At 68.0% G+C, this 16390-nt stretch carries 14 protein-coding genes; 6 read left to right on the top strand and 8 right to left on the bottom strand.

Features of this window, described 5'->3' with window-relative positions; all coding sequences use genetic code 11:
* Positions 1–17: 17 nt before the first annotated feature.
* From OG587_RS33265 to OG587_RS33250, 4 genes are all read right to left on the bottom strand, one after another.
* Positions 18–1211: a mandelate racemase/muconate lactonizing enzyme family protein gene (locus OG587_RS33265; protein WP_329082363.1), complete on the bottom strand. Its 1194-nt coding sequence runs from the start codon at positions 1209–1211 to the stop codon at positions 18–20.
* 25 nt (positions 1212–1236) lie between these two features.
* Positions 1237–2064 (bottom strand): carbohydrate ABC transporter permease, encoded by an 828-nt coding sequence (locus OG587_RS33260; RefSeq protein ID WP_329082361.1) that lies wholly within the window; start codon positions 2062–2064, stop codon positions 1237–1239.
* Complete coding sequence (locus OG587_RS33255; protein WP_329082359.1) at positions 2064–2924, bottom strand: carbohydrate ABC transporter permease; 861 nt, start codon at positions 2922–2924, stop codon at positions 2064–2066. Before OG587_RS33255 ends, OG587_RS33260 begins: the two co-directional genes overlap by 1 nt.
* Before the next feature lie 130 nt (positions 2925–3054).
* Positions 3055–4329, bottom strand: coding sequence for an ABC transporter substrate-binding protein (locus tag OG587_RS33250; RefSeq protein ID WP_329082358.1), 1275 nt, complete (start codon positions 4327–4329; stop codon positions 3055–3057).
* A gap of 139 nt (positions 4330–4468) precedes the next feature.
* On the opposite strand from OG587_RS33250, the gene OG587_RS33245 reads away from it, so the two are divergent.
* Positions 4469–5239, top strand: a complete 771-nt coding sequence (locus OG587_RS33245; protein ID WP_329082355.1) for a FadR/GntR family transcriptional regulator — start codon at positions 4469–4471, stop codon at positions 5237–5239.
* 140 nt (positions 5240–5379) lie between these two features.
* On the opposite strand, the gene OG587_RS33240 is transcribed toward OG587_RS33245, so the two are convergent.
* The 3 genes from OG587_RS33240 to OG587_RS33230 form a co-directional block, all read right to left on the bottom strand.
* Positions 5380–5772, bottom strand: coding sequence for a hypothetical protein (locus OG587_RS33240; protein ID WP_329082353.1), 393 nt, complete (start codon positions 5770–5772; stop codon positions 5380–5382).
* Positions 5773–5977: 205 nt separating this feature from the next.
* Positions 5978–8362 (bottom strand): ricin-type beta-trefoil lectin domain protein, encoded by a 2385-nt coding sequence (locus tag OG587_RS33235; RefSeq protein WP_329082352.1) that lies wholly within the window; start codon positions 8360–8362, stop codon positions 5978–5980.
* Positions 8363–8645: 283 nt separating this feature from the next.
* Positions 8646–10004 (bottom strand): lectin, encoded by a 1359-nt coding sequence (locus tag OG587_RS33230; RefSeq protein WP_329082351.1) that lies wholly within the window; start codon positions 10002–10004, stop codon positions 8646–8648.
* Between the two features lie 595 nt (positions 10005–10599).
* On the opposite strand from OG587_RS33230, the gene OG587_RS33225 reads away from it, so the two are divergent.
* Positions 10600–11343 carry a FadR/GntR family transcriptional regulator gene (locus OG587_RS33225; RefSeq protein WP_329082349.1) on the top strand — a complete coding sequence of 248 codons (744 nt, stop codon included), beginning with the start codon at positions 10600–10602 and terminating at the stop codon, positions 11341–11343.
* Positions 11344–11778: 435 nt separating this feature from the next.
* Here OG587_RS33225 and OG587_RS33220 read toward each other — a convergent pair whose 3' ends face one another.
* Positions 11779–12108, bottom strand: coding sequence for an endo-1,4-beta-xylanase (locus OG587_RS33220; RefSeq protein ID WP_329082347.1), 330 nt, complete (start codon positions 12106–12108; stop codon positions 11779–11781).
* 835 nt (positions 12109–12943) lie between these two features.
* Here OG587_RS33220 and OG587_RS33215 point away from each other — a divergent pair.
* From OG587_RS33215 to OG587_RS33200, 4 genes are all read left to right on the top strand, one after another.
* On the top strand, positions 12944–14092 hold the full coding sequence (locus tag OG587_RS33215) for a lectin (RefSeq protein WP_329082346.1): 1149 nt from the start codon (positions 12944–12946) through the stop codon (positions 14090–14092).
* A gap of 353 nt (positions 14093–14445) precedes the next feature.
* Positions 14446–14703 carry a hypothetical protein gene (locus OG587_RS33210; RefSeq protein WP_329082344.1) on the top strand — a complete coding sequence of 86 codons (258 nt, stop codon included), beginning with the start codon at positions 14446–14448 and terminating at the stop codon, positions 14701–14703.
* Positions 14704–14807: 104 nt separating this feature from the next.
* Positions 14808–15272: a LacI family DNA-binding transcriptional regulator gene (locus OG587_RS33205; RefSeq protein ID WP_329094085.1), complete on the top strand. Its 465-nt coding sequence runs from the start codon at positions 14808–14810 to the stop codon at positions 15270–15272.
* 70 nt (positions 15273–15342) lie between these two features.
* Complete coding sequence (locus OG587_RS33200) at positions 15343–16347, top strand: ABC transporter substrate-binding protein (RefSeq protein WP_329082342.1); 1005 nt, start codon at positions 15343–15345, stop codon at positions 16345–16347.
* The last annotated feature ends 43 nt before the right edge of the window (positions 16348–16390 follow it).

Genomic DNA, 16390 nt, shown 5'->3' with positions numbered 1-16390 from the left:
GCGTCGAACGGTGGCACTTACCTCGGCATTCGACGCTGTCCGTCCACGACCAGGGGGGTGAGCCGGCACTGCTGCGCGACGTGACCGTGATCGGCCACCGCCAGCAGCCGGCGGCCGGCCTGCTCCGGCCGGACTCCGGGACCGTCGGCCGACCGGGTGCCCGGCCGGCGGGTGAGCCCCCCGATGACGTCCTCGTCGACCGTGAGGCCCAGGCCGGGCGAGTCTCCGAGGACGAACGCGCCGTCCTCGACGCGATGGCCGACGGACACCCCGAGCGGCGGCCGCAGATCCTGCAGCTCGCTGGCCATGTGGTTCGGCACCGACGTCGCGGCGTGTAGCAGGCCGACCGGGATGTTGCCGATCGGGCTGACCGGCAGGTCGTGGGCATGAGCCAGGGCGGCCACCCGCAGGAAATGGGTGACTCCCCAGACCGCGGCCGCCTGGACGATGTCGACGGCCCCCGCGGCCAGCAGCGGGCGATACTGCTCGAGCCCGGTGAGGTTCTCCCCGGTGGCGACCGACGCGCGGATCCCACGGCCGACGACGGCCAGGCCCTCGGCGTCCCACCGCCGGACGGGCTCCTCGATCCAGGTGAGATCCAGGGTGCGCTCGAGCTCGCAGACGTGCCGGATCGCCTGCTTGCGCGACCAGGCCTCGTTCACGTCGAGCATCAGGCCCGGCCGCCTCCCGTGCCCGGCCTCGGTCAGGACCTCCTGGACCAGGGTCAGGCGGTGCCGGTCCCGCTCGATGTCGAGGCCGCCCTTGAGCTTGGCCGCCCGCAGGCCGTGCTGGGCGTAGACCTCGTACGCCGAGACGAGCTCGTCGTCGGTCAGGCCGATGTCCAGGCCCGAGGCGTAGGCGGGGACCCGCCTGTCACGCCCGCCCAGCAGACGCCAGAGCGGTTCGTCGGCCGCCTTCGCCTTGATGTCCCACAGGGCGGTGTCGAGCGCGCCGATGGTCCCGAACACCGCGCCCGCGTGGCCCGCCTTGAAGGTCTGCCGCAACATGCGGTCGTACAGCGCCGTCACGCCACGCGGATCCTCACCCTCGATGGCGGCGAAGACGTTGTCCAGCTCCACGTGCGGCCCGATGCCGACGCCGGTGATCCCCTCGTCGGTGTCCACGACGATGATCGACACCGGAACGATGCCATCGGCGTAGACGCCGTTGGCATCACCGACCGGGCGGTCCCATTCCTGGACCGTCGTCAAAGTGCGATACCCCGAAATACGCATGTCAGCCCTTCGTGGAACCGGCGGTGACACCGTCGGCGATCTGGCGCTGGAGAAAGAGATAGATCATCAACATGGGTACGGCGGCTATCAGAACCCCGGAGGCGAAGGTGGGGATGTCGTCGGAGTACTGTCCGCGCAGCGAGGTGACCCCGACCATGAGGGTGCGGTGGTCGGCCGACGGCATCAGCAGCAGGGAGATGAGCACGTCGTTCCAGCAGAACAGGGTGTTGAGGATGCCGACGGACAGCAGGGCCGGAGTGCCCATCGGCAGCATGATCCGCCGGTAGACGCCGTACGTCGTGTTCCCGTCGATCCTCGCCGCGTCGACGATCTCCGCCGGAATGGTCTTGTAGTAACTCGTCATCAGGAAGATCGTGAACGGGAGGAACTGCGCGACGTAGGCCAGGATCAGGCCCGGGTAGGTGTCGATGAGGCCGCTGTCCGCCATGACCCGCGCGAGCGGCACCATGATCACCTGAAACGGGATGAACAGCGCCGCGAGACAGCCCAGGAAAAGCACCTTGGAACCGCGAAACCGCAGCTGGCTCAGCGCGAAGCCCGCCATCGACCCGAAGAGCAGCAGGAAGACCACCGAGATCGACACCACGATGAGCGAGTTGGCGAAGTATCGGGCCATGCCGACGCTGGTCCACGCCGTGACGATGTTGTCCCAGTTCGGGGAGGTCGCCGGGGAGAACCGGTCGAGGACGTAGTCACGCCGGGTCTTCATGGCGACGTTGGCGGTGAACACGAGGGGATAGATCGTCGCCAGCGCGAGGAGCGCCATCGGAACGGCGGCCACCCACCTGCTCAGGCGTTTGCCGGACATCAGTCCTCCCTTCCAGCGCGGCGGAGCACGCTGATCTGCAGGAGCCCCACCACGAGCATGATGAGGAAGAGCACCGTCGACGCGGCCGAGGCGAGCGCGGGGCGGTTCATCTGTCCCTGCTGGATCCAGATGTAGTACTCCGGCAGGTAGGTGGATCCCTCCGGGCCGCCGCTGGTCATGACGTACAGCAGGCCGAACATGGACGTCAGCATCCCGATCATCGTGGTCACGAAGACGAACTGGATGGTGCGGGTCAGGCCCGGGATGATCACGTGCCAGATGGTCTGGGGGAGCGACGCGCCGTCCATCCGGGCCGCGTCCAGCAGCGCGGAGTCCAGGGTGGCGAATCCGGCGAGGAACACCACCAGGGCCATCCCGAACGTCGCCCAGATCTGCACGCCGACCACCGCGAACATGGCGACGTCCGGATCACCGAGCCAGTCGACCGGGCCGACGCCGAACACCGCGAGGACGGTGTTCAACGAGCCGTCGAAGGCGAGCATGAGGTTGAAGATCGCACCGACGATCACCGGTGAGAGCACGGCCGGGAAGAAGTAGACGCTGCGGAAGAACCGGTGCCCGGGTACGCGCAGGTAGATGAACGTCGCGAGCAGGCCGGGGATGGCCACCGCCACCGGAAGCAGCAGCACCAGCAGCCCGACGTTGCGCAGCGCGCTCTGGAACGTCGCGTCCTGGAACATCTCCAGGTAGTTGTCGAGGCCGACCATCGCCCCGTTGCGCTCGCCGTCGCCGGTGAAGGAGAAGTTGACGCCCAGCAGCAGCGGCCACAGCCGCAGCGCCACGATGATCAGTAAGGCCGGAGCCACCAGGACGTAGGGCGCGAGGCGCTCGGAACGCAACGTGCGAGAGGGCGGCCGGGAAGCGGTCCCGGTGTCGTCGTGACGTGCCCGCCGCCTCGTCTCTCCTCCGCCGGCCCGCCCGGAGTCGACCGGGCGGGCAGGCGGTGACGAATTTCGGATCGGCACGGGATCAGCTCGTCCGATCCGAGGCGGCCAGCTGCTCCACCACCTCGTCGACGGTCGCCGATCCGCTCAGGAGCTGCTGGGACAGCCTTCCCATCAGATCCAGGGTCTTGGAGGACAGCGCGACATGCAGGGCGGGCTTACCGCCCTTGATCTGGGACACGATCGTGCCGACGGCCACGGGGCCCTGCGACACGTCGATCGTGGTGTCGGACGCGATCGCGCCGGCGTCGGAGTAGAAGGAGGTCAGGGCGTCGGTCGTGGTCAGCGACCGCACCATGTCGGCGGCCGTCTTCGGGTCCTTCGCCCACTTCGCGACCGCGTAGCCGATGCCGCCGTCGTACGGGAGGTTCGGGGTGGTTCCGCTGGTGACGACCGGGGACGGCATGACGCCGACCTTGTCGGCCCCCAGGAACTCGCTGAAGTCCTTCCAGTGCCCGATGTCCGACATCAGCCCGATGATGTGGGCGGCCTTGCCGGAGTTGAAGATCGTGAAGGCGTCGTTGAACATCGCGGTCGAGTTGGCCCCGTCGTTGTTCAGCTTCGCGTCGCCGGCCTCCTTCCACAGCTTGAAGATCTGCTTCACGTTGGGAGAGTCCCAGACGCGCTTCCCGGCGATCCAGTCGTCGTACTCCTGCGCCGTCAGGATGCCCGAGCCGAGGCCCGACATGAAGAACTGGATGCCGGCGCCCTCCTTGTTGCCGAGCGCGAAGCAGTTGGCCCCGGTCTTCTGCTTGATGGTGGCGCAGTCGTCGACCAGCTCGTCCCAGGTCTTGGCGGGGCTCGCCGGGTCGAGTCCCGCCTTCTCGTACAGCGTCTTGTTGTAGTAGATCGGGTGGCCCTGCAACGTCACCGGCGCGCCGTAGATCTTGCCGTCCTTGCTGAACGCGTCCCAGCCCGCCAGGCGCTGCTTGTCCTCGGCCACGTACTGGTCGAGCGGGAGGAGCGAGTCCACGCGGTCGCGGATCTGGCCGCCTCCGTTGAAGAGCATGACATCGGGCCCCGTGCCGGCCTGGATGGCCGCGCCCAGCAGGGTGTAGTACTGGTCGAACGGCTGGGCCACGAACTCGACCGTGACGCCGGGGTGCTTCTTGGCGAAGTCGTCCTTCGCCTTCTGGATGTAGGAGGCCGCGGCCGCGTCACCGGATTTCCAGTCCCAGACCACGAGCTTCGTGACCTTGCCGGAATCGCTCGGCGACGACGCGGGCCGGGTGGCGCTTCCGCAGCCGGCTAAGGCCAGCCCCGCGACCAAGATCGCGGAACACAGTGTGCGCTGCTTCATTGCTGTTCTCTCTCCAGAGGACGGCCGGCTCGCCCGGCCGCTGTTTGAGGCGAAACGTAATTCGTATGACGTCTGACGTCAATATGTGTGACATATACTGATGTTGAAATGTGGCGCCGCCCGCGGCACCGGAGGAGATATGACGACATCGCAGGAGTCGCCGCCGGGCGCCGCGTCCCCGCCGGCGTGGGTGCGACGGCCGGCCAACCTCGCCAGGGCGGTTACGGCGGAGCTGGTGGAGCGCATCGTCCGGGGGGTGCACCCCCCGGGTACGCCGTTGCCCGCCGAACCCGCGCTTTGTGACGCCTTCTCGGTGAGCCGGACCGTCATCCGCGAGGCGGTGAAGATCCTTCAGGAGAAGGGGCTGGTGCAGGTCCGCCAGGGCAGCGGCACCATAGTCACCCCGCCGACGATGTGGGACATGCTCGACGAGCTCGTCCTCGCGGCGACAATCGCCGAGGACGAGAGCCTGGCGATCCTTGACGACCTCGTCGTCACGCGGCGCGTGCTGGAGTCCGACATGGCGAACCTCGCCGCTCGCCTCGCGGATCAGGACACCGTCGACCGGCTGCGTGCGCTGGTGGATCGGATGGACGAGCTCGTGGACGATCACATCACGTACGCCGATCACGACCGCGCCTTCCATGACACGATCATGCAGGCGTCCGGGAACCGTATCGCCCGTGGCGTGGTACGGGCCCTGGAGAGCCAGGTCATCAACACCGCCCGCTACATGGGCCAGCCCCAGCGGGCCCTGTGCGTGGCGTCCAACCTCGGCCATCGCTGCATTTACGAGCGCATCGCCGCCCACGACCCCGGCGGCGCCGCCGAGGCGATGTTCAATCACATCACCGACGCCTGGCTCGTCCGCCGCGGCGGGCCGGGCGACCCCGTACGCCTGGAGCGCTGAGCGCCGGCCTCGCCCGGATCGACGGCCTCGGCCGCCGGCGTCAGCGGATGGGGCAGGCGTGAGAGCGGACGAAACCCTCCACGAGCGCGGAGGCGCGGAGAAGGGGGCCGGCGCGGGAGCGTTCCCGGTGATGCCGGCGGTCATGGACGTGCGTTCCCCCGCGTAGGGCTGTCGGGGCGGTTCGAGTGCCCGGTGGAGGCCTCGGCGGGGCCCGGCTGGGGCAGGCCCAGGGTGGTGATGCGCCGCACCAGGGCCTCGCGCCGCACCTGGACCTGCCGGCCGCTGTCGTGGCCGGCCAGGGTGGCGGCGTGAACCTCTGCGATGACGTGGGAGTGTGGAACGTTGAGCACCGCGGCGGCCGTGGCGACGCTCACCAGGGGCTTGTCGGGCAGCATCGCCAGCCGTTCGGCGATCATGCGCTCGCGGAACTCGGCGGCGAACCACACGGTGGCGTCACCGATGCCGAGATGGAGGATGAGGCCTTCACGTTCCAGGTGCCGCAGGAGGTCGTCGATGTCGGCCGGAGTGCTCATGCGGCGCTCTCCTTCGTGTCGGTGATGTCGGTGGGATGGGGATGCCCGGCACCGCGTGCCAGCGACGACGTCCCCGGACGGTCCCGGACCGGTGGGTTCGTCCGGGACCGTCTACGCCCGCCCCGGCCTTCCGCGGCCGGAGCGGGCGGGCGATGGCCTTCGCCGGGACGGTGGACCGTCCCGGCGAAGGCATGAGGTGGCTGGATCAGCTACGCAGGGTCCAGCGCTGGTTGGCGCCGCCGTTGCAGGCCCAGAGGTTGAGCTTGGTGCCGTTGGCGGTGGCGCCGCTGGGCACGTCCAGGCACAACCCTGACTGCACGCCGCTGATGCTGCCGTTGGCGTTGACGTTCCACTGCTGGTTGGTCCCGCCGTTGCAGTCCCAGATGATCACCTGGGTGCCGTTGGCGGTGCCCTGCCCGAAGGCGTCCAGGCACTTGTTGCCGTACACCTGCAGCTGCTTGCCCGCGGTGTGGGTCCACCGCTGGTTGGTGCCGGTGCCGCAGTCCCAGATCTGCGCCTGGGCTCCGTTGGCGGTGCTGTTGCCGGTGACGTCGAGGCAGCGGCTCGACTGGGCCCCGACGACCTGCACGTTCTGCTGGCCGCCGCCCGCCTGGGGTCCGGCGGACGCCATCACGGCCTGGGCGCCCGACGGCCAGTTGCCGTTGGTGACCGTGACGTTGCCGCTGACGACGTTGCCGCGGTCGCCGTTGGTCACGTTGGTGCTGTTGTTGGTCGACCAGTTGCCGGTGACGGTGAAGTTCCCCATGTTCTCGGCGTACCAGTAGTTGGCGGTGGCCCAGGTGCCGGTGGAGGAGAAGACGTTGTTGCGGGCGGTGTAGTAGCGGGAGCCCTCGTCGAAGTAGACGCCGAAGTAGCCGTTGGTCCGCAGGCAGTAGTTGTCGCTGATCAGCCCGTTCGGGTTCGCCGACAGCGTGTAGATGCATCCGCCGTCGTTCATCTGCTGCATGACGTCGTGCACGTAGTTGCCGGTGAGCCGGTTGTTGGAGGCGGTGGTGGGCGTGGTGTACCGCGGCTGGTAGTTGTACAGGCCGCGGCCGGCGTAGTGTTCACTGCCGCCGGCGTCGTTGGCCCCCCAGCCGTACCCGATCGACATGCCGGTGTAGGGCATGTTGTAGACCTCGTTGTTGGAGATGGTGGCGGTGCTGACGTAGGTGGTCAGGACCGAGACGATGCCCCGGTACTCCACGCCGAGGTCGTGCAGGCGGTTGTTGCTGACGGTGATGTTCCGGTTGACCATCCGCTGGTCGCCGGGGTGGTGCGCGTCGGCGCGCACGCCGCCGATCACGATGCCGCCGGCCGAGTTGCGGGCGATCTCGGAGCGGGTGACGGTGATGTTGCTCGCGCCCAGGCCGACACCGCTGGTGTGACCGTTGGCGTCGTTGCCGATGCCCACGGCCGTCTGCCCCAGGTTGACGAACTGCGAGTCGCTGAAGGTGATGTTGTTGGCGGCGGACACCTGCACGGCGGCGGGCATCTGGTACCAGTTCGGCCGGGTGGCCTCGAACTGCGGGCAGCCGTTGTGGCAGGAGGTGAAGCTCGGCCAGCTCCAGTTGCCGGCGATGTAGGAACCGGTCTGCTGGTCCACGTAGCCCTGGTTGCCGTTGGGCGCCGTCCAGGTCGTGCCGGTGAACGTGATCCCGGTGAACGCGATGTGATGCGCGGGCGCGTCGTAGGTGCCCCCGACGTTCACCAGGGACTGCAGCACCGGCAGCTCCACGCTGACGTTGCTCATGTTCTGCCCGGAGAGCGGGATGTAGGAGAGCGCGCCGGTCCCGGGGTCGATGTACCACTCGCCCGGCGCGTCGAGGAACTCGTACGCGTTGGCGAGGTAGAGCGGGCCCGCCCGGTGCGGGCTGGTGAAGGTGTCGTACCCGAAGTTGTTGTTGCTCCAGCCGGGCTGCTGCATCGTGATGAAGTTCCCGGTGATGTTCTGCACCGTCGCGTACCGGTCCGTGAACGAGCCGACGCTCTCCACCTGGATCCGGCTCTTGTTGGCGAGGTTGTTCAGATAGCTCAGGGCCCCGCTGGTGAAGGCGAGGCCACTGCTGTTCGCGGTGAAGTCCGCCCGGTTTACCTGGGTGCGGGCACGCGTGGCGATGGCGCCGTTGACGTACAGCTGCCGGGTGTCGATCCCGGCGCCGACGTTGGCCCGCCAGATGTTCTTCCCGGAGTCGGCGAGCGACCAGCCGGTGACCGCCCTGGCGCCACTGACGACGGGACGGGCGCCCGCGGCGGCCTGCCATTTGACGGTGTAGCCGTTGTTGCCGGAGTCGGCGGCGGTCAGCCGGAGCGGCGCGGAGAGCCGGTACGTCCCGCCGGCCAACTCCACGACGATGTCACCGGACATCGCGCCGGTGAGCGCCCGCACCGCGGTCTGCGCGGCGGGCACCGAGCACGGCTGGGCGGCGGAGCAGGTGGTGCCGGTGCCGGAAGGGGAGGCGTAGAGGGTCGTGGTGGCCGCCGACGCGGGGGAGACCGGCGCCACCAGAGCGGACGCGGCGGTCAGCCCGATCGCGGCGGCTCCGGCCACCATCAGCCTCCGCATCGCGGAGTACGAGAGTTCGAACACGGAACTTCCTTATGTGGGGGGTGGGGGAACGGTCGGCGGACGTCCCGCCGGAGCCGGTCCGGCGGGTGCGGCTCCGGTCCTCGTGACGCCGTCGTGTCGAGAGCACGGCCGCGCTCACGGTCCGGGCGGCACCCCGGGGGGAGCCGTCCGGGTGCGGGAGGACGTGCTGATTTTCTGGGGCGGGCAGGCACGGGGAAGTGGCCCTGCCGTGGGGGATCCCTCGCCGGGAAGAGCTCTTCCCGGCGAGGGATCCTGGAGGTGTCTCAGAGGTCCGGGAAGGGGCTCAGCTCCTGGTCCAGCGCTGGTTGGCGCCGCCGTTGCAGGACCAGATGGCGAGTTTGACGCCGTTGGCCGTGGCGCTGTTGGGCACGTCCAGGCACTTGTTCGCGCCGAGGGCGGTGATGGTGCCGTCGGAGTTGAACCGCCATTTCTGGTTGTTCTGGCCGTTGCAGTCCCAGATCTGCACCTGAGCGCCGTCGGTGGTGGCCTGGTTACTCACGTCCAGGCACTTGTTGCCGTAGACCCGCAGCTCACTGGCACCGGTCGAGGTCCACTGCTGGTTGTTCTGGCCGTTGCAGTCCCAGATCTGCACCTGGGCGCCGTTGGCCTGCGAGACGCCGCTCACGTCGAGACACCTGCCCGAGCCCACACCCCGGATCGGGCTCGTCCCCGTTCCCGACGTCGGAGTCGGAGTCGGAGTGGGGTTGGGTGACGGGTTGCTCCCGAACTGCGAGAAGAACCTCCACACCTCTCCCTTGGTCCAGGTCGTGATGCCGCTCTCGGTGTAGGTCCCGTCCACCGGGCCGGGCATGTGACCGTTGTCGAAGGCGGCCCACACGACCGGATACCCGGCCCGGCACCCCGAGTAGGTGGTGGTGATGTGCGTCCTGCTGCCCGACGCCGGCTCGGGCGGGTTCTGGGTGGTACAGCCGTTGTTCCTGACGAACCTGTCGCGCAGCGACCGCCCCTGGGAGATGTTGAGCACCGAGTCGCCGATGCCGTGCAGTCCCATGTACGCGATGGGCTGGGTGCCGTCGCCGCACCCGCTGAGCTGCGCTCCGGCGTAGACCGCGACCGCGCGGAAGACCGTCGCCCTGCTGCACGCGAGCGAGTAACTCATCCCGCCGCCGTAGCTGAAGCCCAGGGCGAAGCGCTGCGAAGTGTCGACGCACAGGTCCGCCTCGATTCGCCTGATCAGGTCGTCGACGAGGGTCACGTCCTCGTTGCCGGAGTTGGCCCAGCCGTTGCCGATGCCCTGGGGCGCGACGAAGATCGCGCCGTTGTTCGACATCTGCCGCAGGCCGTAGAAGGACCAGGGGTACCCGCTGGTGCCGCCTGAGTCGACGTCGGCGGCGGTGCCGCCCCGCCAATGGAACCCGAAGATCAACCGGTAGGGCGTGGTGTTGTTGTAGTTGTCGGGGGTCCGCAGGATGAAGGAGCGGCTCTTGCCGCCGCTCTGGATCGTATGCGTACCGCTGTTCAGCGTCGGGGCCTTGCCGCAACCGGCGGTCGGCGCGAGGGCGCCGGCACCCGTGGAGGACGTGGTCCCGCCGAAGCTGTTGCTCAGCGCCGCGTGAGCCGTGGACAGGACGAGAAGTACCGCGACCGCGATCGCTCCGAGAAGGGATCTGTGCTTCGACATCACACGATCCCTCCCGCGGCTGGGACGTCGACGTGTTTGGAGGGGGAAACCACTTGGCTCTCCTTCGTCGGGGGGTGGGAGTCTCAGCCGGCCGGTGTGGCGGCTCAACGCCGTTTCGCTGGTTCCCGTGCCGAGAACCACGTCTCGCCGGTTCTCGCCGGTGTCGCCGAACGACCGCGCCCTGGTCCGGGGCGGCCGGGACCGTTCGCGTCACCGTCGTGGACGACGATGTCCGTCCTTACCTCCGGTGGCCGCCCCGGAGTGCCTCACTTCAGATGCGGTCCAGCGGAGGAGGGAATCCCCGGCAGGAGGCCTCCCGGAGACCTAGCTACTAATTACGTTCCTCACGCTGAGGCGAGTCAAGACCTTAAGCCTACTTATTTCCGACTCCTCACCAGGGTCTGTCGTCGAAGTGAGAACTCTTTCGAGAATAAGTGCAGCTAGACGCATCGCCCTTCCTTCCGCCCGATCCGGGAGGCCGGTGGGCGGGTCGAATGTGTAGCACTCAATTTCGGGGGCTGGGGAAGATCATGCTGATCCGGACCCCGGTTGGTCGTACTCTTGAGGAGGTGGTGGCAGGGAGGGAGCGGGTAGCGTGGTCGATACTCCGCGTGCGGAAGGCGTGTACCGGCCGGGTTACGAGGTGGCCGCGGAGCAGGTGCTGGAGTTGATCAGCCGGTTGCGCCTGCGGCCCGGCGACCGCATGCCCACGGAGAACGAGCTGGCCCAGCAGCTGGGCACGAGCCGGACCGTCGTGCGCGAGGCGGTGAAGATACTCTCGGCACTCGGCCGGGTACGCGCCCAGAAGGGGCGCGGCCTGTACGTGGCCGACGACGAGGGGATGCTCGGCACCGGACGCTGGGCGTCCTTCTTCCTGCCCACCGACCTGGACCACGTCTACATGCTCTTCGAGTTCCGCCGGGCCCAGGAGATGGAGACCAGCCGGCTCGCCGCCCGCCGCGCCACCCCCGCGGAGCTGGGAGACATCGAGAAGTCGGCCGGGGTGTGCCGCTACGGATTCGACAACGGACGCGAGGATCTGTTCAACGAGGGCGATGACGCCTTCCACGCCGCCATCGCGACGGCCTCGCACAACATGTTCCTCCAGATAGCGGTGCGGGAGGTCCGCCGGCTGCAGGCCCAGTCCAACCTCATCGGGCTGCGCGGCTCGATAGGCGGGCACGCGGCCAAGGCCGTCGAGGAACATGACGCCATCTACCAGGCCATCCGTGCCGGCGACCCCGAAGCGGCGGCCCAGGCCGCTGCGACACACATCGACAACACGCTGGACGACTACCGCAGAGAGATCCAGCAGCGCATCTTCTCGCCGACGGATTGACTCCTCGGGAGTGGACACGCGGGTGACGCGTCCCGGCGGCGCCGCCGGGACGCGTCCGGCGCCGTCGCACGCGGCAACCGGTATGAGCACCATGTGCGCCCTCTCCGCGTGACCCGGGCGGGCTCGGCCTCGTGCCGAGCCCGCCCGTTCCGGCTCTCCCGGTCCTGATCATGTGCCGTGACGATGTTCACCTGATGGGGTTCACGTCTTCGCGGTGGAGGCCGGGAACGCGTGAGAGCCGTACCTGTGTCGCTCTGTCAGCGTTGGTGGGTGAGCAGGCCGGGGCGGTAGGGCAGGAGGCCGTAGTCGCCGCCGGAGTTGGGGTTGCGTCCTTGGTAGAGCAGTTGGAGGTTGCAGGGGTCGATGGTCATGGTCTGGTCGGCGTTGGTGCGTAGTAGTTCGCCGTGGCTGATGTCGTTGGTCCAGGTGGCGCCGCTACTGGCCCCGGTTGGGCTCGGTGGCGTCGATCTTCATCTCGTTCTCGGCGGTCACCATGTCGAACTCGCGGTTCGCGATCGTCGTGTACGCCGAGTCGCCGAGCTTGCCCGCGGCGATCGCGGCGCCGAAGTATCGCCCGCTCTGCTGGGCCGCCGCGCCGAGTGTGGTCGCCGCGGCACCGGCGGAAGCGGCACCGGCGGAACCCTGGACGGTCACCGCCGTGAGCGTGCCGAGTACGAGGGTGCCGAGGGCGCCGGCGACCAGGGCCCGGCGGAGGCCGCCGAGGGGTCGCCGGGTTCCGGGTGGGGGTATGGCATTTGAGCCCATGCCTGAGCCTCCATAACTGCATCACAGAAACGCGGAAGCGAATAATCGCGAGGGGAAACCCGCAGGATCGACGCCGCGTCCTGTCATCAGGGAACGCACACCACCGGGGCGTCGTGGTCGACGGCCCCGGCCGCTCACCACCGATTTGGCATGGGGCCGTCTCGGGGACTCAGTGTGGAAACTATTACAAAATGTGTCAAGCTCATCCAGAAAGGTTTTGTCGTACTACCTGCTCCCCATGTCCAGCACCTGCGCCAACGTCTCCCGATCCCTGAAAAGCCGCGGTTCCGTCACCTGGGCCGAGACGTCTTTTGTGAAATTTTCATCGCATCGGCCTGTCCGGCCCGACGCGGCGACCCATGAAGCACCAGGTGAGCCGTGCCTGCCTCTCACCTCTGCCGGCACGACATGTTTCGTACTCTTGACAGTTTCTCCCTGCCTCGTGTTTGCTCCGCTCCACCACCACAACCGTTCGACGGGGAAGGAGCCACGACTGGCAGACGAGATGTTAACGCTCACATTCCACTGTTCCCCAAGACATGTTCGGCGACCGTGACTCCCGGACAGACACCACGTCCGCGGGTTCCCTCCTCCTTACGGCCGCCGATCTCTTGACAGGAGAGGTTCCCGCACGGCGGAGCTCGGATCAGTCAATACGTCGGGCCTCGCAGTCCTCCAGGTGACCGGGGACACCCGCGACGCGCCCGAGCCGCCACGCCCGGCCGCGAGGCTCGCCAGCACATGACATCTGCTGGCGAGTGATCCGAACACAGGCCGTTAGCGCTACACAGGCTGTCAGCAGTAACTGCTCTCAGCCGCCGGAAAGAGGTTGAGCATGCGTGGGTGGAGACGGTGGTTCAGCGCGGCGCTGTTGGCCGTGACCATGGTTGCTCTGGGCGCGGTGACGCAAACGAGTGTCGCCGGCGCGGAGTCCAACGGCGGAGTGCGGGTCATGCCACTGGGCGACTCGATCACCGAGGGCACGCAGATACCGGGCGGATACCGCATCGGCCTGTGGCAGCGGCTGGTCTCCGGCCGGTACACGGTGGATTTCGTCGGGTCGCAGTTCAACGGACCGGGTGGCCTGGGTGACCACGACCACCAGGGGCACCCCGGCTGGCGTATCGACCAGATCGACGCGAACATCACCGGCTGGGCGCGGACCTACAGTCCGCGCACGGTGCTGCTGCACATCGGCACCAACGACATACTGCAGAACTACAACGTGGCCGGAGCGCCCCAGCGGCTGTCCACCCTGATCGACCGCATCACGACGACCGTGCCGGACGCGGACGTGTTCGTCGCCACCATCATCCCGCTGTCGTCGGCGAGCCAGGAGGCCGCCGCCCGCACCTTCAACGCGGCCATCCCCGGCATCGTGCAGAGCAAGGTGAACAGTGGCAGGCGCGTCCACCTGGTCGACATGCACAGCAAGCTGACCACGTCCGACCTGATCGACGGCATCCATCCCACCGCCGGCGGCTACGACAAGATGGCCGCCGCCTGGTACGCGGCACTCCAGTCGGTCTCCGGCAGCATCGGCCAGCCCGGCGGCCCCACCCCCACCCCGACACCGACACCGACACCGACGCCCTCGACCGCGAGCGCGATCCGCGGCGTGGCTTCGGGCAGGTGCCTGGACGTCGCCAACGCCTCGCAGGCCAACGGCGCGCAGGCGCAGATCTGGGACTGCAACGGGCAGGCCAACCAGCGGTGGACGCCGACCGGCGCGGGTGAGCTCCGGGTGTACGGCAACAAGTGCCTGGACGTGGCCAACATGAGCACCGCCAACGGCGCCCAGGTGCAGATCTGGGACTGCAACGGCCAGAACAACCAGAAGTGGCGCCTCAACAGCGACGGCACCATCACCGCGCTCGGCGCCGGTAAGTGCCTGGACGCGCCCAACTACTCCACGGCCAACGGTGTCAAACTCCAGATCTGGTCCTGCGGCGGCGCCGCCAACCAGCGCTGGACCCGCGTCTGACGCGAGCGGGGAGTTCGCGGGGCGGTCTCTCACACGGTCCGGCAGGAGCCGGCCCAGAGAGGCCGCCCCGGCGAAGTATGAAACTGGCACGCGGTTGTTCGTTGGCATTCGTATTCGGTCTTCGGCAGACCATGAAACGGGCGTCGGCCCGTTTGCCGCCGAGCCATGGAAATGCTTTGAGGTGAATTCTCCGCCGGTGGATTTCCCGCCTGGCCGGCGCCGTTCTCCCGCCGTATGACAAAGTCATCTCGACCCTCGTCTCCCGCGTACCGGGCGAGGTGAGGGCCGAGCCCGGCGTGGTCACGGTGCTCCGGGCGGTTGAAGGAGCGGGTGGGGGTCATGTCATCAAGGGCATGGTCATCGGCACTGCCGTTGACGGTTTGGTGGCCGTGACGGGCAATGGAATGTCGCCGCCCGGCCGCCGTGCCGACTGGCGGCGGGTGATTGACGGCGAGCACAGTCTCACCGTCGCATTTCATCTAAAACACATCCAGGTCCACCTTGCACAGTGCCACCGTGCCGGTTCCGCCGCTCCCGCGGTCCGCCCGCCGGACTTACCGCCGCAGGCCGGCGGTTGGTTAACAAAAGGTTTCGGCGTGATGGGACCGTGACATGTGAAGTTCTTGACGCGACATGGTGTTAACGCTCACAGTCTTCCTAGATCGCACGAGAGGAGCGTCGGGTGGGACCTGGCCCGAGGCGTCGCCCGCCTGTCATGGCGGACGTGGCGAAGATGGCGAGCGTGTCGCACCAGACGGTCTCGCGTGTGCTCAACGACCACCTCAACGTCAGCGCGGAGACTCGGACCCGGGTTTTACGCGCGATCGACCTGCTGGGCTACCGGCGCAACCTCGTGAGTCTTCGGATCGCCGGCAGGGCGGGGGTGCTTGGTGCCATCGGCTATCTGACCGAACAGGGCGTGGACGGCATCGTCGTGGTCGCTCCGCAGCGTTTGACGCCCCGGCACCTGCTGGACCTCGGGCACGAGACGGTCTGGTACGTCGGCGGCCCGGTCGGCCGCCCTCCTCTCACGACCATCAAACAGGACTTCGGGGCCGTGGGCGGGCGCAGCATCGACGTGCTCGGGCAGCAGATCGAAATAGGGGGGCCATGCGTGCGCGAGCGTCACGTCGTGCCTCCCTATCTCGTTCTCGGAGCCGGCACGGCGACGGTGCGCTAGTTGCCCACGGAAGCAGGAAGAGCGTTGACGCCACGTGAATGTTAGCGCTCACATCACGAAAGGACCCCCCGTGTTGCAAAGGATTTCGGCACTGATCGCGGTCGGTGCCGTCGCGTTGACGATGACCGGCTGCGGAAACGGCAGCACCTCGGCCAACCCCGCCGACAGTGGCAAGCCCGCCGGCGACGGCACGATCACCATGGGTTTCTCCCAGGTGGGCGCCGAGAGCGGCTGGCGTACCGCCAACACCAAGTCGGTGCAGGAGTCGGCGAAGACGGCGGGCGTGGAGCTGAAGTTCTCCGACGCCCAGCAGAAGCAGGAGAACCAGATCAAGGCGATCCGGTCCTACGTCCAGCAGAAGGTGGACGTCATCGCGTTCTCGCCGGTGGTGGAGTCGGGCTGGGACACCGTGCTGAAGGAGGCTCAGAACGCCAAGATCCCGGTGATCCTCACCGACCGGGCGGTGGATTCGGCCGACACCACCCTCTACAAGACCTTCCTGGGCTCGGACTTCATCGAGGAGGGCAAGAAGGCCGGTCAGTGGCTGGTGGAGGAGTACAAGGACTCCACCGACGCCGGGGACACGGTGAGCATCGTGGAGTTGCAGGGCACCACCGGCTCGGCGCCGGCCAACGACCGCAAGGCGGGCTTCGCGGAGGTGATCGGGGCCGATCCGAAGTTCAAGATCGCCGCTTCGCAGACCGGTGACTTCACCCGGGCCAAGGGCAAGGAGGTGATGGAGGCGTTCCTGAAGTCCACCCCGGACATCGACGTGCTGTACGCGCACAACGACGACATGGGGCTGGGGGCGATCGAGGCGATCGAGGGCGCGGGCAAGGTGCCGGGCAAGGACATCAAGATCATCACCATCGACGCGGTGAAGGACGGGATGCAGGCCCTGGCCGACGGGAAGATCAGCTACATCGTGGAGTGCAGCCCGCTGCTCGGCCCCCAGCTGATGGACCTGGCCAAGAAGGTCGTCGCCGGCGAGCAGGTGCCCGCCCGCGTGGTGACCGAGGAGACCACCTTCACCCAGGAACAGGCCAAGGAAGCCCTGCCCACCCGCCAGTACTGAGCCGGACCGGGCCGCCCCTGACGCGGGGGCGGCCCGTTGCCCG

This window comes from Streptosporangium sp. NBC_01469 (assembly GCF_036227305.1).
Taxonomy (GTDB): Bacteria; Actinomycetota; Actinomycetes; order Streptosporangiales; family Streptosporangiaceae; genus Streptosporangium.
This window is presented reverse-complemented; position numbering and strand designations above follow the sequence as displayed.